The sequence below is a fragment of the Buttiauxella cochleicola genome, assembly GCF_021282435.1.
Classification (GTDB): Bacteria; Pseudomonadota; Gammaproteobacteria; order Enterobacterales; family Enterobacteriaceae; genus Buttiauxella; species Buttiauxella massiliensis.
Genome location: NZ_JAJSOT010000002.1, coordinates 43,090 through 66,215 on the forward strand (window position 1 = coordinate 43,090; position 23,126 = coordinate 66,215).

Consider the following 23,126-nt stretch of genomic DNA (forward strand, 5'->3'; position numbering starts at 1 on the left):
CCTACTTACGTTGATCGTCCACCGTCACGCCTTTAGGCGGGGTAAACGTAAACTTGCTCATATCCACCGCACCATTTTGCTGAGTTTTCAGCGCATAGCTGCTGCGTTGATCGTCTTGCTCAATCGCACTGAACTGATGGATAGTACCGTCGCTTCCGACATTAATAGTGAATTGCTTGAGATTACCTGCACTGGTTTTTGGCGTAAGTACAAAATCATCACCGCTTTGTTTAATGTTGTATTGCTGCCAGTCACTGCTCTGGTTACGCGCAATCAACATGAACGGTGTATTACCGGTTGCATCCTTCAGCCAGGTTGCGCTGACTTGCTCAACAAACGGGTTGTAGAACCACAAGGTTTTGCCGTCAGAGACCAGAATACTTTCATCAGGTTGAGTCATGTGCCAGTTGAAAAGGTTTGGACGTTTAACCCACAAGTCCCCCTGACCTTCCTGAACAGCCGCGCCACTACCATCAGTCACTTTCTGCGTGAAACTGGCGTGGAAGCTGCTGACCTTATCCAGACGCGTTTTCAGGTCGCCTGCGGCATCAGCCCAGGCAGCGGTTGCGGTAAGAGCGGTCAACAAAGCACAAGTAATAACGATTTTTTTCATTATGATCCCTTTAAATTCACGCACCACAAAATGAATACACAGTGGCGTTTCTGCTGCCCACTCTAGTTGAGAGCTATTCTGAAGCAACAGAAGAATAAGCTGATTTTCCGGTAATTTACCCTTCTTTGCAAAAGAGCCGCAATCACGACTCTTTTGCACAGGGTTACTCAAATGGCGGTGGGGCAAGCACTTCGCGGTTACCATTATGCCCTTGGGGACTCACGATACCCTGCGCTTCCATCTGCTCAACGATTCGCGCCGCACGGTTGTAGCCAATGCGGAACTGGCGCTGAACGCCGGAAATAGACGCTTTACGTTTTTCAACCACAAACGCGACAGCCTGATCAAATAACGGGTCGAGTTCTTCATCACCGTCAAGACCGCCACCTGCACCGCCTTCACTTTCGGTATCTGAAGTAATACCAGTGATATATTGTGGGCGACCACGCGCTTTCCAGTCCTGAACGACAGCATGCACTTCCTGATCGCGGACAAACGCGCCATGTACACGCACTGGCAGTGTTGAGTTTGGCCCGGAATAGAGCATATCCCCCATTCCCAGCAGTGACTCAGCACCGGCCTGGTCAAGAATGGTGCGGGAGTCAATTTTGCTCGACACGGTAAACGCTACACGCGTAGGAATGTTGGCTTTAATCAAGCCGGTAATCACGTCTACCGATGGACGCTGGGTTGCCAGCACTAAGTGAATACCCGCGGCACGCGCTTTCTGCGCCAGGCGAGCGATCAACTCTTCAACTTTCTTGCCTACCGTCATCATCAGGTCAGCAAATTCGTCCACCAGCACCACGATATACGGCAGTTTTTCAAGCATTGGATGAGCAATTTCCATGCTGTCGCCCGGCTTCCAGAACGGGTCTGGAATCGGACGGCCCATGCGTTCAGCTTCCAGCACACGCTCGTTGTAACCCGCCAGATTTCGCACGCCTAAAGCCGACATCAGCTTGTAGCGACGCTCCATTTCGTTAACGCTCCAGCGCAATGCATTGGCAGCATCCTTCATATCTGTAACGACTTCAGTTAACAGATGTGGAATGCCTTCATACACCGACAGCTCAAGCATTTTCGGGTCGATCATGATAAAGCGCACTTCGTCAGGTGTGGCTTTATACAACATGCTGAGGATCATGGCGTTTACGCCAACGGACTTACCGGAACCGGTGGTACCGGCTACCAGCAAGTGCGGCATTTTCGCCAGATCGGCAATGACAGGCTCGCCACCAATATCTTTGCCCAACACCACGGTTAACGGTGACGTGCTTTCGCGGAATTTGGCACAATCGAGCACTTCGCGTAGGTATACGGTCTGGCGTTTTTTGTTCGGTAATTCCAGGCCCACATACGGTTTACCCGGAATAACCTCTACAACACGCACCGCGACAGTCGACAACGAACGCGCAAGGTCACGAGACAGGTTAGAAATCCGCGCAGCTTTAACACCCGGCGCTAAATCAAGTTCAAAGCGCGTGATTACCGGACCTGGAGAGTAATCCACCACATCGGCTTTAATACGATAATCCGCAAGACGAGCTTCAACCAGGCGCGCCATTTGCTCAAGAGCAAAGGTATCTACTGGCTCAACTTCCGCAGGTGGCGAGGTCAGCAAGTCCAGAGATGGCAACGGCGTGGTTGGGCGCTGCAATGGGCGATCGTCACCATTACGCATCAGGAATGGATGGATCAAACTTTCATGAATCTGCGCCTGTGGTGCCGCTACGGGTGCAGAAGGTGCTGGCGGCTGTTGCACATTATGTTGCGGCGGAGGTGCAGGCTGCCAGCTTTGCGGCTGCTGAACAGGCGCAGCTTCTTCAATGTGACTCGGCGTAAACATTGGCTCACCAGGACCATCGTTCACTAACGTTTTCATTGGCGAGAAATCAAAATCATCCAATGAGAACGGAACATTATTTGACTGTTGTTGGTTAGGTTGCTGCTGGGGTGCTGAATAACGCTGTTGCTGCTGGGCAGCAAACTGACGCGCCAATTCTGCCTGCTCGGCCTCATCCGCATCCTGCTGCAAAGAGTTGTCTTCATACTCTTCGCCATAACGCTGCTGCTGTTGAGCTGCGAACTGACGAGCAAGTTCATGCTGTTCCATTTCTTCGGCATCGTCAGCATAGTCGTTTTCAATATCCATACCATTCTGGCGACGCGCTTCTTCTTCAGCCATACGCTGAGACGGTAACTTAATTCCATAAGAGGCGAGTTCACGGCGAGTCGGTACACGCACACGATTTGGGCGTGGCAACTGCGGGCCAATCCCCTCTTTTGTCTGCGGACGTGGCGCATCACTGGCAATGCTGAATACCGGGCTAAAGGCAGCCACAGCACTGGCAGCTTTTGCCGCATCTTTGACACCTTGAGGAACAGGGGGAGCCGCTACGACAGGAACCTCAGGTACAACGCCAGAGAAGCCCTGAGGAATAGCTGGTGCCTCAAAGCGTGAAGAATCCGGTACAGATGTTGATGCAAATGCCGGGGAGCTGTCATACCCATAAGGATCGGGTTTCGGCTCACTAACCGGTTGATACCAGGCCGCCAGTTGTTCACGCTCACGAGCACGTTTGGCTTCTACTTCTTCAAAATGATAGATAGGCGGACGAACGGCTGGCTTTACCTCTTCTACAGGCTCAGGCTCAACAATTGATTGCGCTGGGGTGGGATCGTAATAAATTGGCTGAACTGGAGCTTGTGCAACAACAGCTTGTTCAACAACAGGCTGAACTATTTCTGGCTCTGCCCAATGGCTGGTCACCTGTTGAGGGTTGTATTGTTCAGCGGCACGAGGCGCGTGATAACTTTCAGGTGTCGGCGCAAGCACAGGCTCAGGCGTCACAGTAGTCGGTGCTGGTTCCCAGGCAATTGCAGGAGTCTCTACTACTTCCGGCGCAGGCGTAGCGACAGGAGGTACGGTTGCTGTTGGCATCACCGGGGCGGCGTATGCTGGGTTCGCCATAGCGGCAGCAGCAGCGACCGGCGCAACGATAGATTGCCCATGTAATAACGGATCGTACTCATCGTTTTCCGACAGTGTTGCTTTATTACCAGAGAAAAGTACGTCATCCTCAGACTGCGTGGCTTTATTTGGCGAGAACAAAACATCATCTTCGGCATCATCCATACGCTTGCCAGAAAACAGCGCTGAATCTGTTTTGCGTGCATTTGGATTGGCGAATTTTTCTGAAATGCGCTGCTTGCGAGCCAATGCGCCACGCAAAATACGCGCACGACGAGACTCACGCTTTTCTACTGCTGGTGCGTGTTCTTCATCATGTTCTTCTTCGTCGTAATCATCATCCTGCCAGGTGTTATCCCGGCGAGTGCGGTTGCTGGCAAACGTCAGCACGCTTAAAGTCGCGCTACCAATTTTCTCAGCGATCCCGACCCAAGACCAACCAGTAAACAACGTTAACCCTGCCGCCCACACGCACAAAAGCGCAATAGTGCCGCCACTGCTGTTGAGCAATGGCATCATGGCAGTGCTCAGCAAGCTACCAATTACCCCGCCAGAGGCAAAATACCAAATATCATCGGCGTTAATCGCAGCAAGGCCACAGGCGGTAAGAACCATAGCCAACACGCCTATCAGGCGTAAGGAAACGGCAAAATAATCAATAAACTCTTCGTTATCCCGATTGCGGAAAGTAAACCAACACGCACCGATAATGATAACCGGGATGGTGTAGGCCATTACGCCAAAAATAAACAACAGTGTATCGGCCAACCACGCGCCAGGCATCCCACCTAAATTATGGATAGGTTCATGCCATGCGGTTTGTGACCAACTGGGATCGGAAGGATTAAAACTAAGCAGCGCTACCATCAAATAGACGGCAAAAATGGCAACAAGGAGCAGTAAGGCTTCTAATGCCCGACGCCCGCTGCTGAGTTTCCTCAATGTAACTTCTTTTTCTTCGGTGTATTCCTGGCTCAAGTAAGACTCTCCAGGTCCTTAATAACTATGGAGAGCAACAGTGCCGGGCATTCCCGGCACTGTTGCTGTATGAATTACCAGGAGTGTAACCAAAATACGCAGATTTTGCACCTGGCCCGTGTTAACGGGTCTTAATAACCAGACGATTGCTCTGTTTGACCTCTTCCATGACCACATAGGTACGGGTATCGTTCACACCCGGCAGTCGCAACAAGGTTTCGCCTAGTAATTTGCGGTACGCTGACATATCAGGCACGCGGGTTTTCAACAGGTAGTCGAAATCGCCGGATACCAAATGACATTCTTGAATTTCTTCAAGTTTTTGAACTGCGGCGTTAAATTGCTCAAACACATCCGGTGCGCCACGATTCAGAGTAATCTCAACAAAAACCAGAAGTGATGCATCCAGATAATGCGGGTTCAGCAGAGCTGTGTAGCCCTGAATGAAACCCTGTCGTTCCAGGCGACGCACGCGCTCAAGGCACGGAGTCGGTGAAAGCCCTACTCGCTTCGAAAGCTCGACGTTGGAAATACGTCCATCCTTCTGCAGCTCGTTTAGAATGTTACGATCGATGCGGTCGAGATCTTTGCCAGGGCGCTTCTTACTATCTACCATTATTATTGTCTCTCTGTGTTCCTTCCTTCACCTGCCATAACCCGGGCAACGTCAATGTTCCGAGTGTACGTGAGAAGACCGGTGCCCAATGGCCGCCATCGACATCACTCATGGCGTCTGTCCACGCCATGAGTAGATTTCAATAACCCGGTAAAATTGCATCAGGTATGCGTGATTATTTTACAGCTCTCATACCAAATGTTTTTCTTCCTCGAATGTTTTCGCAAATGCTTAGCGGATTGTCAAAGCAAAACATCGAAATTTAGTGGAACGTGCCATATATCCGGGGCACTTGACGATTATTCATCACTTTACCTACGTGACTAATTACCCTGATCAGGTGGATTTTTATGCGCTTTCAGTGAATTGTTCTACGGCTGATTGAGCACAGCTATTGCACATATAGTTAACAAAATCGCTGCACCCTTTTTTTAACCCGCCAAATTCCCTACAATCCCTCGATTGTCTGCCAACGAACAATGAGGATCTCATGGGCACCGCTAAACACAGTAAATTGCTAATTCTTGGCTCCGGCCCTGCGGGCTACACCGCAGCAGTCTACGCGGCACGCGCCAACCTCAAACCCGTTCTGATTACCGGAATGGAAAAAGGTGGCCAGTTGACCACTACGACTGAAGTCGAGAACTGGCCGGGTGATCCAAACGACCTGACTGGCCCAGCTCTGATGGAGCGCATGCACGAACATGCGACCAAATTCGAAACAGAAATCCTGTTCGATCATATTTCTAAAGTTGATCTTCAAAATCGTCCATTCCGACTGACGGGTGACAGCGGTGAATACACCTGTGATGCATTGATCATCGCAACCGGCGCCTCAGCACGTTACCTGGGTCTGCCTTCAGAAGAGGCATTTAAAGGCCGTGGTGTTTCTGCCTGTGCTACGTGTGATGGTTTCTTCTATCGCAATCAAAAAGTTGCGGTCATCGGCGGCGGTAACACCGCAGTTGAAGAAGCGCTTTATCTGGCAAACATTGCCTCTGAAGTGCATTTGATTCACCGCCGTGACAGCTTCCGCGCTGAGAAAATCCTGATTAATCGTCTGATGGATAAGGTGAAGAACGGCAATATCGTACTTCACACTAACCGCACGCTGGATGAAGTAACTGGCGATCAAATGGGTGTTAGTGGCTTGCGTCTGCGCGATGCGCATAATACTGACCAGACTGAAGAGCTAGAAGTTGCGGGTCTGTTTGTTGCTATCGGCCACAGCCCGAACACGGGGATTTTTGACGGTCAGCTAGAGTTGGAGAATGGTTACATCAAAGTCCAGTCCGGTATCCACGGTAATGCCACGCAAACCAGCATCCCTGGTGTATTTGCCGCTGGTGATGTTATGGACCATATCTACCGCCAGGCAATTACCTCTGCAGGCACAGGATGTATGGCTGCATTAGATGCTGAGCGTTACCTGGACGGACTCGCCGAACAGAATAAGTAACTCTCGTAACCCATAGCGACAGTTTGAAGATACGTAAAGGCGACTGAATAAGTCGCCTTTCTTTTGCCTGCGTTGTAACATTGCCCGCAAATTTTGCCTGATAATTCATCATTTACCTGCACTGGCAACCATGAATAAAACCCGTCAACAAGAACTTAGCCGCTGGCTAAAAACACAAAGCATTATCTCGCGCCGCTGGCTGGGGCTTTCCCGTTTTTTGGGTTTGGTCAGCGGGCTGCTGATCGTTGCTCAGGCCTGGATTTTAGCCAGGGTGTTGCAGCATATGATTATGGAAAACATACCGCGTGAAGCTTTGCTTCTGCTGTTCGTTATCCTGATTCTGATTTTTGTATTACGAGCCTGGGTCGTATGGCTGCGTGAAAAGGTCGGTTTTTATGCCGGGCTGCACATTCGGCAGGAAATACGCCGTAAAGTGCTCGATCGCATCCACGAAGCTGGTCCGGCCTGGATTCAGGGTAAACCTGTCGGTAGCTGGGCGACGCTGGTGCTGGAACAAATTGAAGACATGCACGATTACTACGCTCGTTATCTGCCGCAAATGTCGCTTGCGGTGATGGTCCCGGTGCTGATTTTAATCGTGATTTTCCCGTCTAACTGGGTCGCTGCATTGATTTTGCTCTGCACCGCACCGCTTATCCCGCTGTTTATGGCAATGGTCGGTATGGGGGCTGCAGATGCGAACCGCCGTAACTTCCAGGCGCTGGCTCGCCTTAGCGGCCATTTCCTTGACCGCCTACGTGGTATGGAAACACTTCGCTTGTTTAACCGTGGTAGCGCTGAAACAGAGAATATCCGCGTCGCTTCGCAGGATTTCCGCCAGCGGACAATGGAAGTATTACGCCTTGCGTTCCTCTCCTCTGGCGTGCTGGAGTTTTTCGCCTCACTTTCAATCGCGCTGGTCGCGGTTTACTTTGGTTTCTCCTATCTTGGGGAGCTGAACTTTGGCCATTACAGCACCGGCGTGACGCTGTTTGCGGGTTTCCTGGCCCTGATTCTTGCTCCTGAGTTTTTCCAACCGCTACGCGACTTAGGCACTTTCTACCACGCTAAAGCACAAGCCGTGGGTGCAGCTGATAGCCTGATGACATTCCTCGATGCGCCATTGCAGGAACGTAAAAAAGGCAGTGCACAATTTAATTGCAACGAGCCAATCTGCATTGAAGCGCGAGATTTAGTTATCCTGTCAACCGAAGAAAAAGCTCTCTCAGGTCCTCTGAACTTCACTCTTTCAGCCAATCAACGCGTCGTTTTGGTTGGGCAAAGTGGTGCTGGTAAAAGCTCACTACTCAACGTGTTATCTGGTTTTTTACCTTATCAAGGGCACTTGCTAATCAACGGTATTGAGCTTTCAGAGCTTGACCCTAAATGGTGGCGTGAACAACTCAGTTGGGTTGGGCAAAACCCACAACTTCCGGCTCCAACCATCCGCGAAAACGTGCTGTTGAGTGCTCCCGATGCGAGCTCTGAACAATTAGCTACCGCACTGGAAAAAGCCTCTGTCAGCGAATTCCTGCCGTTGTTACCGCAAGGTATTGATACACCGCTTGGCGAAGCCGCAGCGCGCTTATCGGTCGGCCAGGCACAACGTGTTGCCGTAGCACGAGCCTTGCTGATGCCATGTGGATTGTTATTGCTGGATGAACCAGCCGCAAGCCTGGACGCTCACAGCGAGCAGCGAGTGATGGACGCTTTGAGTGATGCTTCCCGCCAACAAACGACGTTAATGGTAACGCACCAATTGGACTACATCAGCGACTGGGATGAAGTGTGGGTGATGCGTGATGGTCGTATTGTGCAACAAGGGAATTACGCAACGCTTGCCTCTCAGGAAGGTCCGTTTGCTACGTTACTGGCTCATCGCCAGGAGGAGATTTAATGCGCGCTTTACTGCCCTATCTGGCGCTTTATTGCCGTCATAAATGGCTACTGACACTTGGCGTGGTGCTGGCGATTATCACACTGCTGGCAAGCATTGGGCTGCTCACGCTTTCTGGCTGGTTCCTCTCCGCATCGGCTGTGGTCGGCGTTGCAGGTATTTATAGTTTTAACTATATGTTGCCTGCCGCTGGTGTGCGTGGTGGCGCAATTACGCGTACCGCAGGGCGCTATTTTGAACGCCTAGTCAGCCATGATGCGACGTTCCGCGTGCTTCAGCATCTGCGCGTCTCCACTTTTAGCAAACTGCTTCCGCTCTCCCCTGCTGGGCTTGCTCGTTTTCGCCAGGGTGAATTGCTTAATCGCCTGGTTGCGGATGTCGACACCCTTGATCATCTTTACCTGCGCGTGATTTCGCCGATGGTCGGTGCATTTGTCGTCATTGCCGTTGTCACGTTCGGTTTGAGCTTCCTCGATGTGCAGTTAGCTCTAACGCTCGGCGGTGTTTTGCTGGCGACATTAGTCATATTGCCACCCTTATTTTATTACGCGGGAAAATCAACCGGTGAGGCGATTACCGTCCAGCGTGGACAATACCGTCAGCAACTCACAGCATGGCTCCAGGGCCACGCAGAATTAACCATTTTTGGTGCTACCCAGCGTTATCGCCAGCAACTCGAAGCCACCGAAGATCGCTGGCAAGAAGCACAGCGCCGCCAGGCGGAGCTTACGGCTCTTTCACAAGCCGTTATGCTGCTTATCAGCGGTGTTGCCGTCATATTGATGCTGTGGATGGCTGCGGCTGGCGTAGGTGGAAATACAACACCAGGTGCGCTTATTGCGTTGTTTGTGTTCTGTGCCCTGGCCGCCTTTGAGGCATTGGCTCCGGTCACCGGAGCGTTTCAACATCTGGGTCAGGTTATCGCATCAGCATTACGCGTAACTGAAATCACCAGTCAAAAACCGGAGGTCGTTTTCACCGAACAGCCTCACTCCATCCCTGAAAGCGTAGCTTTGGATATTAACAACCTTAGCTTTGCCTATCCTGAGCAGTCTCAAATGGCGTTACGGGACATCTCTCTCAGAATCGAGGCTGGGCAACATGTCGCGATTCTCGGGCGCACAGGCTGTGGTAAATCAACGCTGCTTCAATTGCTGACCCGTGCATGGGAACCGCAGCAGGGCGAGATTCGCCTTAATGGAGAACCGTTGAGCCAGTTTGATGAAACGGCTTTACGCGCAGCCACCAGCGTCGTCTCTCAGCGCGTCCATTTATTTAGTGCCACGCTGCGCGACAACCTTTTGCTCGCAGCCCCCCAGGCAAGCGATCAACAACTGAGTCGTGTACTGACGCGCGTAGGTCTTGAGAAGTTGTTAGACGACTCAGGCCTGAATAGTTGGCTTGGGGAAGGTGGCAGGCAGTTATCAGGCGGAGAATTGCGCCGTCTGGCGATTGCACGAGCCTTATTGCATGACGCGCCGCTGTTTTTGCTCGACGAGCCGACCGAAGGTTTAGATGCGGAAACTGAACGCCAGATACTTGATTTACTGGCCGAAGTGACCAAAGAAAAAACCGTGCTGATGGTGACGCATCGCCTGCGTGGGCTGGCTCATTTCGACAGCATTATTGTGATGGACAACGGGGAAATTATTGAGCAAGGTACTCACGCAGATTTGATGGCCAGCGCTGGCCGTTATTATCATTTCCATCAGCGTTTGTAGACTGTGTAATGAGTACCATCCCAGTAGGCGTTATTGTTGCAGTCAGTTTGAACACGGACAGCGCGCAGGAACCGGAACGTATACGAAGTACGTGAGGATTCTGAGCACTGCCCAGGTTCAAAATGGCAAATTAAATAGCCCTAATGGGATGAGCACTTAGTCTATTATCAATAATTATAGTTAGCCCCGGAGCCGTGACGTCATGCGCCTTATTCAGCTTTCCCGTGACTCAATCGCCTTTCCTTCACCGGAAGGCGCGTTGCGTGAACCTAATGGGTTACTGGCGCTCGGGGGCGATTTAAGCCCGGCTCGTTTGCTGATGGCTTACCAGCGCGGCATCTTTCCCTGGTTTTCACCTGGCGATCCTATTTTATGGTGGTCGCCAGACCCGCGCGCGGTGCTTTTCCCGGATCAGTTTCACCTGAGCCGCAGCATGAAGCGTTTCCACCGCAACTCCCCGTACCGCGTAACGCTGAACCACGCATTCGAGCGTGTTATCGCCGAGTGCGCAGACGATCGTGACGAAGGAACCTGGATTACACCTGAAATCATCGACGCCTATAAACGACTCCATGAACTCGGCCATGCTCATTCGATAGAAGTCTGGGAAGATAAAGAATTAGTGGGGGGAGTATATGGTGTGGCGCAAGGCTCTCTATTTTGTGGAGAGTCAATGTTCAGTCGCCGAGAAAACGCCTCCAAAACAGCGCTACTGGTGTTCTGCCAACACTTTCTCAGTTATGGCGGCAAGCTAATAGATTGCCAGGTACTTAATGCCCATACCGCATCGCTAGGAGCAATTGAAATTCCTCGCCGTGAGTATCTGGAACATCTGTCCATATTTCGTCCACAACATCTGGCATCTTATTGTTGGGTGCCACAAATCCTGTCGTAGCGATAATGTTTACGGCACATTACTGTTAAGAGTGTTATAATTAGCCCCGCAGAGTGAGCTCTGCTCATTACCCCGCCGCCGTTTGGGATTAGCTTTAACAGGGACAGCCCATCGTTTATCTCTTCGCAGCCCTCATCATAAGCGCCAATAGTGCAGCTTTTGGTTGGGTTTTGGGTAATGCGCAAATTGCACTTTCGCTGGTGATTTCACCAACAATTCTTTACATGATACGTGAACTTGGGCATTATCTTGCCGGTTCAAAACTATGGTAGTGATACCCTCGAGGATTAGATGGCCAAAGAAGACAATATTGAAATGCAGGGTACCGTACTTGATACGTTACCTAACACCATGTTCCGCGTTGAGCTGGAAAACGGGCACGTGGTAACCGCTCATATCTCCGGTAAAATGCGTAAAAACTATATCCGCATCCTGACGGGTGACAAAGTCACTGTAGAGCTGACCCCGTACGACCTGAGCAAAGGCCGCATTGTCTTCCGTAGTCGCTGATAGTTTTATTTAGCGCTGCGTGGTAAACAGGCGGCGTGAACAATTTAATAATAGAAAGGCCAGGTCATTGACCTGGCCTTTTTTTATTACGGCACTAATTATTAATTAGTGCGCCGTTTCCGGTTTATGCTTCTGCGCGCTATGGAAATTATAAATCAGTTTCTGATTATCTTTATCCAGCGCTACCGTCACCTGTCCCCCATCCACCAGTGAACCAAATAACAGTTCGTTAGCGAGTGGTTTTTTCAGGTTGTCCTGAATAACACGAGTCATTGGACGAGCGCCCATTGCACGGTCATAGCCTTTTTCTGCCAGCCAATCGCGCGCTTCCTGGCTCACTTCCAGAGACACACCTTTCTGATCCAGCTGCACCTGGAGTTCGACGATAAACTTGTCGACAACCTGATGAATCACATCTGTAGACAGATGGTTGAACCAAATAATGTTGTCCAGACGGTTGCGGAATTCTGGAGTAAAGATCTTCTTGATCTCTTCCATGGCATCGGTGCTGTTGTCCTGACGAATCAGGCCAATAGACTTACGCTCGGTTTCACGCACACCAGCGTTGGTAGTCATCACCAGAATTACGTTACGGAAATCAGCTTTGCGCCCGTTATTATCGGTCAGCGTACCGTTGTCCATCACCTGCAATAACAGGTTAAAGACATCCGGGTGCGCCTTTTCGATTTCATCAAGCAGCAGCACGGAGTGAGGATGTTTAATGACCGCATCCGTCAGCAGGCCGCCCTGGTCGAAACCAACGTAACCTGGAGGTGCACCAATCAAACGGCTCACCGTGTGGCGTTCCATGTATTCCGACATATCGAAGCGCAACAGCTCAATGCCCAGTGATTTCGCCAATTGAACAGTGACTTCTGTTTTACCAACACCCGTAGGGCCGGCAAACAGGAATGAACCCACTGGCTTATGATCATGCCCTAAACCGGCACGGCTCATTTTGATGGCTTCGGTTAACGCCTCAATGGCTTTATCCTGGCCAAACACCAGCATTTTCAGGCGATCATCAAGGCTGCGAAGCGTATCGCGGTCGCTTGCTGAAACACTTTTCTCCGGGATACGCGCAATACGCGCAACCACGGTTTCGATGTCAGAGACATTGACCGTTTTCTTACGCTTGCTCACCGGCATCAGGCGGCTACGAGCACCCGCTTCGTCGATAACGTCAATGGCTTTATCTGGCAAGTGGCGATCGTTGATATATTTCACCGCCAACTCCACCGCTGCACGAATCGCTTTCGCGGTGTAACGCACGTCGTGGTGCGCTTCGTACTTCGGTTTCAGGCCGTTAATAATCTGAACGGTTTCTTCAACGCTTGGCTCAGTAATATCAATTTTCTGGAAGCGACGCGCCAGAGCACGGTCTTTCTCAAAGATATTGCTGAATTCCTGGTAAGTGGTTGAACCGATAACACGAATCTTGCCACTTGAGAGCAGCGGCTTAATCAGGTTTGCGGCATCAACTTGCCCACCAGATGCAGCGCCCGCACCGATGATGGTATGAATTTCATCAATAAACAGGATGCTGTTCTGATCCTGCTCAAGCTGTTTAAGCAGCGCTTTGAAACGTTTTTCAAAGTCACCACGGTATTTGGTACCCGCCAGCAGCGAACCGATATCCAGCGAGTAAATAGTGCAATCAGCAATCACTTCCGGAACATCGCCCTGCACAATACGCCAGGCAAGCCCTTCGGCAATGGCGGTTTTACCGACACCCGATTCACCCACTAACAGTGGGTTGTTTTTACGGCGACGGCACAGAACCTGAATGGCACGCTCAAGCTCTTTCTCGCGGCCAATCAGCGGATCGATCCCTCCCACACGTGCAAGCTGGTTGAGATTGGTGGTGAAGTTTTCCATACGTTCCTCCCCGCCTGCTTGCTCTTCATTGACCGGATTTTCTGCACCCGGTGCCTGATTAGGTTCGTCTTTACGTGTACCGTGAGAGATAAAGTTCACCACATCAAGGCGGCTAACTTCATGTTTACGCAGCAGGTACGCTGCCTGGGATTCCTGCTCGCTAAAGATAGCCACCAGCACGTTTGCGCCTGTGACTTCACTGCGACCAGAAGACTGGACGTGGAACACCGCACGTTGCAGCACGCGCTGGAAGCTGAGCGTAGGTTGAGTGTCACGCTCTTCTTCACTGGCTGGCAGAACCGGTGTGGTTTGTTCGATGAAGGCCTCGAGTTCCTGTCGCAGCGCCACCAGATCTACGCTACACGCTTCCAGCGCTTCACGAGCCGATGGGTTACTGAGCAAAGCCAGTAACAGATGCTCGACAGTCATAAACTCATGTCGGTGCTCGCGCGCTCTGGCGAAAGCCATGTTTAAACTGAGTTCCAGTTCTTGATTGAGCATAGGCACCTCCCCCAAATTTTGCCTTCTTCAGGCTTTTTCTAGCGTACACAGCAGCGGATGCTCATGCTCCCTTGCATACTGGTTCACTAACGCGACTTTGGTTTCCGCTACTTCTGCAGTAAAAATGCCACAGATAGCTTTACCCTGATAGTGCACAGTGAGCATCAATTGCGTCGCACGTTCTACATCATAAGAAAAGAACTTTTGCAGCACGTCAATAACAAATTCCATCGGCGTGTAGTCATCGTTCATTAACATTACTTTATACATCGACGGTGGTTTTAGCGCTTCGCGCAATTTGTCACCCACCAGTTGGTCGAAATCCAACCAATCGTTCGTCTTACCCATTGCAAATCGTCATCATGTTAAATCGCCCGTTATCATTAAGGCGAAGCCCATAGGTTGAGTGTAATACGCTTTCAGTTAACGTGACTCATTGAGTTCAAACGTGACAACTTTTAGCTATAGAGAGCTCTGTCACATTAATCACAATAGCGTTAACTGCTTCAAATTTTTGATTCATTTTCAATCGATCACCCCCGTGCAACGCTTGACGACATGGTTAAATTATCTACATTGTACAAGCGTGAGTTGGCGAGGTTTTGAACAGCCCGCCCTCACCCACCGGTTCATTCCATCTCACTTATAAGATTTTCGAAGGATGTAGAAGCATGGAGACGGGTACAGTTAAATGGTTCAATAACGCCAAAGGGTTCGGTTTTATCTGCCCTGAAGGCGGTGGCGAAGATATCTTCGCTCATTACTCCACCATTAAGATGGATGGTTACAGAACGCTTAAAGCCGGGCAAACAGTCAGGTTTGATGTACATCAGGGGCCAAAAGGCAATCACGCTAGCTTGATTGTACCTCTGGAGCTAGAAGCAGCGGTCGCCTGACCTTTTGTTTCATTGTGTACATCACCCAGTCAAAATGCCAGCCCGCAAGCTGGCATTTTTATTTCGGGTCTATAACCAATCGTCATATCTCAGATTAAAATTATTCACGCGCCAGCGCATCAATCGGGTTCAATCTTGCGGCATTTCTCGCTGGCAGCCAGCCAAAAATAATTCCCGTCGCAGTCGAACAGGCAAATGCGGTTAACAATGCCATCGGCGAGAAACCAATTTCCCAGCCCGGCAAAACCAGTTGCAAAGTGAAGGCAATAAGAAGAGATAAAGAAATCCCCAACGCGCCTCCCACCAGACACACCAGCACAGCCTCAATCAAAAACTGCTGCAGGACATCACTGGCTCGTGCGCCGACCGCCATGCGAATACCAATCTCTTTGGTACGCTCCGTTACCGACACCAGCATGATGTTCATCACGCCAATACCACCTACCAACAACGAAATCACCGCCACCAAAGTCAGGAACATCTGAAGAGTACGTGTGGTCTTTTCCGCTGTTTTCAACAGGCCATCCATGTTGTAGGTGAAGAAATCTTTCTTTCCGTGACGTAGCTGCAATAAGCGATTGAGCTGCTGCTCTGCCTCGTGGCTGTTGTAGCCTTCGTTGACGCGCACAGTGATGGAGTTCAGCCAGCTTTGCCCCATCACGCGGCCAGCCATGGTGTTATACGGCAGCCAGACTCGCAGAATTTTACTGCTGCCAAACATCGACTGCTTCTCTTGCGCTACACCAATTACCGTCGCGGGCATATTCCCCACCAGCACGATTTCACCCACTACTTTGGCTTTATCGGGGAACAACTGACGTTTGGTGTTGCTGTCGAGCACCACCACCTGTGCGCGCCCTGCCAGCTGCTCTTCGTTAAAGGTGTTACCTTCGCTAAAGGTCATACCGTAGACGTTAAAATACTGGCTGCTGACACCGTTCACGCTGACGGCCGCATCAACATTGCCATAACGTAAACGTAAGTTGCTTGAAAGCGCAGGTGTGGCTGACCTGACCCACGGTTGCTGGCTTATTGCTGCCAGATCGTCATATTTCAGCGCCTGCTGATACTGTGGATCATCATCGCCAAAATCTTTACCTGGATAGATATCAATCGTATTGGTGCCTATCGAGCGAATATCCTGCAACACCATCTGTTTTGCCGCATCACCGACAATGACTATCGATACCACCGAAGCGATGCCGATAATGATCCCAAGCATGGTTAACAGCGTGCGCATTTTATTCGCCGCCAGCGCCAGCCAGGCCATGGTAAATGCTTCGCGGAAACTGCTAAGTGTTTGCTGAAATGCCGAGTTTACAGGCTGTGGTTTCACCTCTTTCGGTGCACCAGTTTGTTGAATAACAGAAGGAGGATTACTGATAATCTCACCATCGTGAATCTCGATAACACGCTGTGCTTGCGCGGCAATCGTCGGATCGTGCGTCACGATGATCACCGTGTGCCCCTGCTCACGCAGTTGCTTGAGTGTTGCCATCACCTCTTCGCCAGAGTGGCTATCGAGCGCACCGGTTGGTTCATCAGCAAGAATAACCTGCCCACCATTCATCAGAGCGCGAGCGATACTGACGCGCTGCTGCTGCCCGCCTGAAAGCTGTGAAGGGAGATAATCAACACGTTCAGCAAGCCCCAGACGCATTAATAAAGCTCGCGCACGTTGCTGACGATAAACCCGCGCCGTACCGGCATACACCGCGGGTACTTCCACGTTTTGGGTCGCGTTCAGATGCGAGAGCAAATGGTAGCGCTGGAAGATAAAACCAAAGTGCTCACGGCGTAACGTCGCAAGTGCATCGCTGTCCAGGAGTGCCGTGTCCTGCCCGGCCACTTTGTAACTACCGCTGCTGGGTTTATCCAGACAGCCAAGAATGTTCATCAGCGTGGATTTACCAGAGCCTGACGCCCCGACAATCGCCACCATCTCACCGGCTTCAATCGTGATATTGATGCCTTTAAGCACTTCAACTTGTTCGTCTCCCGACGGATAGCTACGGCGAATATCCCGTAGCTCAAGCAGTGCTGTCATGGCGCACTCCCGGTGGTGCTTTTGCCAGTCACCACTTCTTCACCTTCGGTGAGGCCAGTGGCAACTTGCGCCTGGGTGTCATTACGCATACCGATAGTAATTTCGCGGTCACGGGTTTCACCGTTGCGTAAAACCGAAACTTTATAGCGGTTATCACCGACCGGCTCGCCCAGAGCGGCAAGCGGAATGGTTAATACGTCTTTCACGCCACCAAGCTGAATATGTACCTGCGCCGTCATTTCCAGACGCAGCACACCTTTCGGGTTCGGGACTTCGAAACGGGCGTTATAGAAGATCGCGTCGTTGACCTTAACCGGCGTCGGCAAAATATCGATTAGCAGCCCTTCATAGCGTGTTAGCGGATCGCCAAGCACGGTAAACCACGCTTTTTGGCCGGGCTTCAGGTGAATCACGTCAGCTTCAGAAACCTGAGCTTTCACCAGCATCGTGCCGAGATCGGCAAGTGTCAGAATATTCGGTGCTTGCTGAGCCGCAATCACCGTCTGGCCTTGTTTGGTGGTGATTTCAGTCACCTCACCTGCCATCGGTGCCACAATCTGCGTGTAATCAAGGTTGGTTTTTGCCGTATCTAACGACGCCTGATTACGTTTAATTTGCGCATCAATAGTGCCGATTTGCGCCTGCCTGACTTCCAGATCGGTCACTGCGGTATCCAGATCTTGCTGTGATATTGCCTGCGTTTTGGCCAGCGCCCGCTGGCGGTTTAACGTTACTTGCGCAAGTTTGGCCTGCGCCACAGCCTGGCGCCGCTGAGCACGCAGCTCCATTAATGTTGCTTCCACTTCCTTAATCTGGTTTTGCGCCTGTTCAGGGTCAATAACCCCCAACAACTGATCTTTCTTCACTTTATCGCCGATGTTTACCGACAGCGTTTTTAGCTGCCCGCTGACCTGCGCACCCACATCAACTTTACGCAAAGCATCGAGCTTACCCGTCGCCAGCACACTTTGTTGCAGCTCACCTTTACGCACGATCATGGTCTGATAAACCGGCGCTGGCGCATTCAGAAACTTCCAGAGCCAAATGACGAACAGCAATACCAACAGGCCCAGAAGCCAATAACGTTTTTTTATTTTTCCCTTGAATCTCATAGGTATCCTGCAAACAGACTGGCTAATTAAATAAAGTCTCAACAAAAACCGCGAGTCTACGGCTCTCTGGCTACTGATTGAACATTCATTGAACTTAAGAGTGGTGAAATTACACCATTCTTTATCAACCAGGTTTCAATCATGTCGCCAATTACCGTAGACGAACTTATTTCAACACCGCAACTTAATGGCTGGCAGCTATTTCTTTGTCTGGCAAAGGGACAGTGGACGCCTGGTAGCGCATGGAAGAATCCGGCTTACCGCCGCAAGTTTGTCCTGCGGTCACTGGCAAATCCATGGGCTACGGCACGTTTACTGAGCGATTTATCTCATCAGCCCTGGCTTGAAAAACTGCTTAACGTGCAACCTGGTTTACCCTGCCGAACCCATCGCCCTTATTTAACAACGAATTTTAACCGCAAGGCTGTGGCGAATGCATTGTCTTTCCACTACAACGAACTGACCAATGCCCTGCCTGTAGCCCTACTACAGCAGCACTTCTCAGAAAAAGGTGCGCATCTGGCAACCATAACGGGTAAAGATGAATGCTTCTACTACCTGAATTTTTGTGCCATCGCCAATCTCGACAAAGAAGGTGAAGCGACGTTGACTTTCACCCGTCAGGATGGGATTTCGCTTGCCGGATTAACCTTCACTTTGTGCCAGTATCAGGGCCAAAAGACACTGTTTATCGGCGGATTGCAGGGAGCTCAAAGCGACGTACCCCATGAATATATCCAGGTCGCCACAAAAGCCTGTCACGGATTGTTCCCAAAACGCCTGGTTCTTGAAGCTGCCTGCCAACTGGCACGCCATTTGGGCGCGAAAAAAATCCTCGCGGTGAGCAACAGCTCGCATATCTATCGCTCATGGCGTTATGCGAAAAAGAAGAAAGATAAAATCCATGCCGATTACGACAGCTTCTGGCAATCAATGAGCGGTGAGTTATTGCCAGAAGGTCTCTTTAGCATGCCTTTGAGCGTGGCTCGCAAACCCCTTGAGGATATCGCCAGCAAAAAACGCGCGGAGTATCGCCGCCGCTACAGCTTGTTAGATGAGATGACAACGCATATTGAGCAGCAGTTTTAAGCAACTACCGGGCTAATCAGCACGTCCACGTGCAAGCCAAAGTACGCGTGAGAACATTTTTCGCAACAGCGAAGGCACAGCATCAATACCACGCCTGCCAGCCTCCATCGCCACTTCAATGGCTAAATCAGGCTTAGAAGAACGGTGGATGGCTTTTACAATAATGCGCCGCATATTCATCGGCACATTTTCGGGAAGTTGTGCCACGCGGTGGAAAACATCTGCAAATCCCTGGCGGTACATGAAATGCTCCATATCCATCGCAGGCAATGTCGTCAGATGGTCGCGTTCCTGATCGCGGTCATTTTCCAGAATGCCGCGCACCACAGACGCATATTTTTTTCCCGCTTCATCGCCATCAACCAGCACATGCCATTCAATACCCATGCGCCTTGCAAATTTAATCAGTGGGCGCAGGCCAGACTGTGCAAATTCGATGACTTTCACCCCTTCAGCATCAAAATGATGCCCACACTGGCGCGCCAGTTCGTTCATCACCCACACTTCTGTTTCCCCTTCAACTAACAACCAGCAACGAGCAAACAGTGATGAGGCCCGATTAAAACGGATGTGAAACGCAATGCGACGGCTATCTTCAGCATTCATCCCGCCAGGACCGAGCCGCCATGCAGCAACTTTCGAAGATTCACGCACCAGACGACAGACATTCTCAACCGGGGTGAGTGATAACAATTCACCGGAATTGGTGGTGGTGATTTTTTGTAGCGGTAGCAAATTTAATAAATGCCAGGCCACTGACAACATAATAGGGTGTAGCCGCGTTTCCGGGTCTTCCACCAGCAACAGGGGGCGCGCGTCTTTATCCAGCGCTACGGTTCCTTTTGCTTGCAGAAGTGTTGAAAACATTCCCAATAAAATCATGCGATGAGCGCGACTATTGGGTTTGTCTATCATGCGGTTGATGACATCCAGATAACGCCAGCTTCGTTGCTCATCGTGCGAGCGACGTCGTAACAGCCGCTGATGCGCAACAGCGCCCTGCTCAGAAAAATAGTGTTCAAGCAATTGCACCATGGCCGACAGCCCCTGGCGCAACTGTGAATCTGTGAGATTTTGCGGGCGAGAAACCAGTTCACGCGCGAGGAAATCAAGCTGACGGGCCGTCATCTCAGTTTCTGGCATTACCGGGATGCTATCGTTGCGCAGGCGGCGCATAAATCGCGCATCACGCAAGCGTAACACGGGGTTGAGACGGATAATTTGCCTGGCAAGCGTATCAATATCATCAAGCTCAACGGAGTGACCGTTGTTATCAAGGAAGCTGCGTAGCGTCAGAATTGTGCCATCTTCCGCAAGCTCACCGACCAGACGATACATGATGCGATGGAAGCCATCATTCCCTTCCACCCATACAGGCGACAGTGAGCGGTAACGCCGCCCGAGATGATGGCCAGGTGCTGTTTCCCGAAAGGTCAGCACAATGTGTAGATGGTGCTCCCGGCCTTGTAGATCGCCCGGAGGGAAGTAGAAATCGTCACGACCGAAGTGATAGAGAGTTTCGTGCGGTGACAGCAACAAAGTGAGCGCATCCAGCAAGCTGGATTTACCCCATGCGTTTTCGCCAATCAAAACGTTATTTTGCTCAAGCATTAACGATAGACGGTTAATACCCCTGAATCCGACAATTTCTACGCGCTCGAGAAACATAATCCCTCCAGATTGGTTAATGCTTTCCTTTAGCTACACGCCACAGCCTGCATAGCTCGAGTATATACCTTTCCCCCTCTGGCGGCAGGTTAGCCCGTCGAGTTATTTATGGCGTAGCAGGATACTATTAATTTTTCCATTTTTATTTTGCTCAAAAATAAACAGTAAAGTTTATTGTTATTACTTGTAATTCTGCCAACCGATAAAAAGTGCGTTTAATACAAGACAATTCTTACTTTATTAAAAACTCTTCTATACTTCCAACGTGTTTATTCTTGAAAGGAATGCCATCTCATTGCCCTAAATCAATTTTTTAGGATTTTATAGTGTGGCTCTAACTAAGTGAACTCATTAACATTGCTGCTCTTTTATTATTTACGTTACGTCTTAAACGGCTGTAACAAACAATAATCGGGTAGATGCCTTTATTTACATCACCCGGGATTCACTGTTTTTGAAATGCAGAGGTGGTTATGTTTAGGAAATTAGCGGCAGAATTCTTTGGCACATTCTGGTTAGTATTCGGTGGTTGTGGGAGTGCTGTGCTGGCAGCGGCATATCCTGAGTTAGGGATTGGTTTTGCCGGGGTGGCATTAGCATTTGGTTTAACTGTATTAACTATGGCCTATGCAGTTGGTCATATTTCCGGCGGCCACTTTAACCCAGCAGTCACTCTGGGCTTGTGGGCTGGCGGTCGTTTCCCAGCTAAAGATGTTATTGGTTATATTGTGGCGCAAGTGATTGGCGGTATTGTTGCAGCCGGTATTCTTTATTTAGTTGCCAGCGGCAAAAGTGGCTTTGATGCAGCAGCAAGCGGTTTTGCTTCTAATGGTTATGGTGAACATTCTCCAGACCATTACTCCATGTTGTCAGCAATCATTATTGAAATCGTCTTGACCTGCGGCTTCTTGATTGTGATCCATGGCGCAACTGATAAGTTTGCACCAGCGGGCTTTGCACCTATTGCTATTGGCCTTGCGTTAACTTTGATTCACCTGATTAGCATCCCAGTCACCAATACCTCTGTGAACCCAGCACGTAGTACTGCCGTTGCTATCTTCCAGGGCGGTTGGGCATTACAGCAATTGTGGCTGTTCTGGGTGATGCCAATCATTGGCGGTATCCTGGGTGGCGTTATCTACCGGACATTGCTGGAAAAACGTAACTAATTTGATTCAAGCGTCACCGGCTTCAATTTGGCTGGTGGCGCTGTATTTACTTGCCCTGCACCAAATCCTCAACCTGCATAAAAATCCTTTTTTTTCGTAGCTTTACTCATTCTCTTTCTTTGGGTAGTGTGACATACGTCGTTACTTCTATCGCAAGGATTGTCCGCACCATGTTTTCGGGATTGTTAATTATCTTAGTGCCGCTGATTATCGGTTATCTGATTCCTCTGAAACAAACCAGTCTGTTAAAGCTCATTAATCGCCTATTGAGCTGGATTGTGTATGTGATTTTATTTTTCATGGGCATCAGCCTCGCATTTCTCGATAACCTGGCAAGTAACCTGCTTGCAATCCTTCATTACGCTGCGGTCACCGTTGTGGTGTTATTGCTCTGCAATGCTGCTGCACTGCTTTGGCTTGAGCGTTCCATGCCATGGCGCCACAATCACGAACAAGAAAAACTCCCTTCACGAATTGCGATGGCGCTGGAATCACTAAAATTATGCTTCGTGGTGATAGCTGGTTTTCTGCTTGGCCTGACTGGCTGGCCAATTCTGCATCACGCGACTGACGCCAGCGAATACACACTTATATTCCTGTTGTTGCTGGTTGGTATCCAACTGCGTAATAGCGGTATGACGTTGAAACAGATTGTGCTTAATCGGCGCGGTATGATTGTGGCAGTAGTCGTGGCACTGAGTTCACTTGCCGGTGGTGTTATCAACGCCTTTATTCTCGACCTACCGATTAAGACTGGTTTAGCGATGGCATCGGGATTCGGCTGGTATTCACTGTCGGGTATTTTGATGACGGAATCCTACGGGCCAGTAATTGGTAGTGCGGCATTCTTTAATGACCTGGCGCGAGAGCTAATTGCCATCATGTTGATTCCCGGACTGGTACGCCGTAGCCGCTCAACCGCCCTCGGGTTGTCTGGCGCAACGTCGATGGACTTCACCCTGCCTGTTTTACAGCGCAGCGGAGGGCTGGAAATTGTTCCTGCGGCAATTGTTCACGGGTTTATCCTCAGCTTACTCACCCCGCTTCTCATGGCATTTTTCGCTTCCTGATACCTCATTGGCGGTAGGTTTCTGCCGCCAAAT

Annotated in this window: 17 protein-coding genes; 9 read left to right on the plus strand and 8 right to left on the minus strand. The window is 50.3% G+C overall.

The window, feature by feature from the left end; all coding sequences use genetic code 11:
• Position 1 precedes the first annotated feature (1 nt).
• The 3 genes from lolA to lrp all read right to left on the minus strand — a co-directional run bounded on the left by lolA (position 2) and on the right by lrp (position 5,181).
• Positions 2–613, minus strand: coding sequence for an outer membrane lipoprotein periplasmic chaperone LolA (gene lolA, locus LVQ77_RS05985; protein ID WP_151992725.1), 612 nt, complete (start codon positions 611–613; stop codon positions 2–4).
• Positions 614–776: 163 nt separating this feature from the next.
• Entirely contained in the window at positions 777–4,565 is a 3,789-nt protein-coding gene (locus LVQ77_RS05990; RefSeq protein WP_232903962.1) for a DNA translocase FtsK 4TM domain-containing protein, read from the minus strand.
• A gap of 121 nt (positions 4,566–4,686) precedes the next feature.
• Entirely contained in the window at positions 4,687–5,181 is a 495-nt protein-coding gene (gene lrp, locus LVQ77_RS05995) for a leucine-responsive transcriptional regulator Lrp (RefSeq protein WP_000228469.1), read from the minus strand.
• 490 nt (positions 5,182–5,671) lie between these two features.
• On the opposite strand from lrp, the gene trxB reads away from it, so the two are divergent.
• The 5 genes from trxB (at position 5,672) to infA (ending at position 11,663) form a co-directional block, all read left to right on the plus strand.
• Positions 5,672–6,640 (plus strand): thioredoxin-disulfide reductase, encoded by a 969-nt coding sequence (gene trxB / locus LVQ77_RS06000; protein ID WP_064517474.1) that lies wholly within the window; start codon positions 5,672–5,674, stop codon positions 6,638–6,640.
• A gap of 130 nt (positions 6,641–6,770) precedes the next feature.
• Entirely contained in the window at positions 6,771–8,537 is a 1,767-nt protein-coding gene (gene cydD / locus LVQ77_RS06005; protein WP_232903963.1) for a heme ABC transporter permease/ATP-binding protein CydD, read from the plus strand.
• Complete coding sequence (gene cydC / locus LVQ77_RS06010) at positions 8,537–10,258, plus strand: heme ABC transporter ATP-binding protein/permease CydC (RefSeq protein WP_232865021.1); 1,722 nt, start codon at positions 8,537–8,539, stop codon at positions 10,256–10,258. The genes cydD and cydC overlap by 1 nt, the downstream gene beginning before the upstream one ends.
• Positions 10,259–10,460: 202 nt before the next feature.
• Positions 10,461–11,153: a leucyl/phenylalanyl-tRNA--protein transferase gene (aat, locus tag LVQ77_RS06015; protein ID WP_232865022.1), complete on the plus strand. Its 693-nt coding sequence runs from the start codon at positions 10,461–10,463 to the stop codon at positions 11,151–11,153.
• A gap of 291 nt (positions 11,154–11,444) precedes the next feature.
• Positions 11,445–11,663, plus strand: a complete 219-nt coding sequence (infA, locus tag LVQ77_RS06020; protein ID WP_002211347.1) for a translation initiation factor IF-1 — start codon at positions 11,445–11,447, stop codon at positions 11,661–11,663.
• A gap of 105 nt (positions 11,664–11,768) precedes the next feature.
• Here the strand turns inward: infA and clpA are convergent, their stop codons facing one another.
• Together clpA and clpS are read right to left on the minus strand one after the other, a co-directional pair.
• The gene (gene clpA, locus LVQ77_RS06025) at positions 11,769–14,042 is read right to left on the minus strand and encodes an ATP-dependent Clp protease ATP-binding subunit ClpA (RefSeq protein WP_151992730.1); all 2,274 of its coding nucleotides are present in this window, start codon (positions 14,040–14,042) and stop codon (positions 11,769–11,771) included.
• A gap of 27 nt (positions 14,043–14,069) precedes the next feature.
• Positions 14,070–14,390: an ATP-dependent Clp protease adapter ClpS gene (gene clpS / locus LVQ77_RS06030; RefSeq protein WP_034456405.1), complete on the minus strand. Its 321-nt coding sequence runs from the start codon at positions 14,388–14,390 to the stop codon at positions 14,070–14,072.
• Positions 14,391–14,713: 323 nt separating this feature from the next.
• On the opposite strand from clpS, the gene cspD reads away from it, so the two are divergent.
• Positions 14,714–14,938: a cold shock-like protein CspD gene (gene cspD, locus LVQ77_RS06035; RefSeq protein WP_151992731.1), complete on the plus strand. Its 225-nt coding sequence runs from the start codon at positions 14,714–14,716 to the stop codon at positions 14,936–14,938.
• 100 nt (positions 14,939–15,038) lie between these two features.
• Here the strand turns inward: cspD and macB are convergent, their stop codons facing one another.
• Both macB and macA read right to left on the minus strand, forming a co-directional pair.
• A complete protein-coding gene (macB, locus tag LVQ77_RS06040; protein WP_232903964.1) occupies positions 15,039–16,985 on the minus strand; it encodes a macrolide ABC transporter ATP-binding protein/permease MacB in 1,947 nt (648 codons plus the stop codon).
• Positions 16,982–18,097 carry a macrolide transporter subunit MacA gene (gene macA / locus LVQ77_RS06045; RefSeq protein WP_232903965.1) on the minus strand — a complete coding sequence of 372 codons (1,116 nt, stop codon included), beginning with the start codon at positions 18,095–18,097 and terminating at the stop codon, positions 16,982–16,984. Before macA ends, macB begins: the two co-directional genes overlap by 4 nt.
• Before the next feature lie 141 nt (positions 18,098–18,238).
• Between macA and LVQ77_RS06050 the strand changes: the two genes are divergently transcribed.
• Positions 18,239–19,186 (plus strand): VirK/YbjX family protein, encoded by a 948-nt coding sequence (locus tag LVQ77_RS06050; RefSeq protein WP_232865025.1) that lies wholly within the window; start codon positions 18,239–18,241, stop codon positions 19,184–19,186.
• A 12-nt stretch (positions 19,187–19,198) separates the two neighbouring features.
• Here LVQ77_RS06050 and LVQ77_RS06055 read toward each other — a convergent pair whose 3' ends face one another.
• Entirely contained in the window at positions 19,199–20,854 is a 1,656-nt protein-coding gene (locus LVQ77_RS06055) for an ATP-dependent endonuclease (RefSeq protein WP_232865026.1), read from the minus strand.
• A gap of 473 nt (positions 20,855–21,327) precedes the next feature.
• Between LVQ77_RS06055 and aqpZ the strand changes: the two genes are divergently transcribed.
• Together aqpZ and LVQ77_RS06065 are read left to right on the plus strand one after the other, a co-directional pair.
• Positions 21,328–22,023 (plus strand): aquaporin Z, encoded by a 696-nt coding sequence (aqpZ, locus tag LVQ77_RS06060; protein WP_154149594.1) that lies wholly within the window; start codon positions 21,328–21,330, stop codon positions 22,021–22,023.
• A 170-nt stretch (positions 22,024–22,193) separates the two neighbouring features.
• Complete coding sequence (locus tag LVQ77_RS06065) at positions 22,194–23,093, plus strand: LysO family transporter (RefSeq protein ID WP_064517446.1); 900 nt, start codon at positions 22,194–22,196, stop codon at positions 23,091–23,093.
• Positions 23,094–23,126 lie beyond the last annotated feature (33 nt).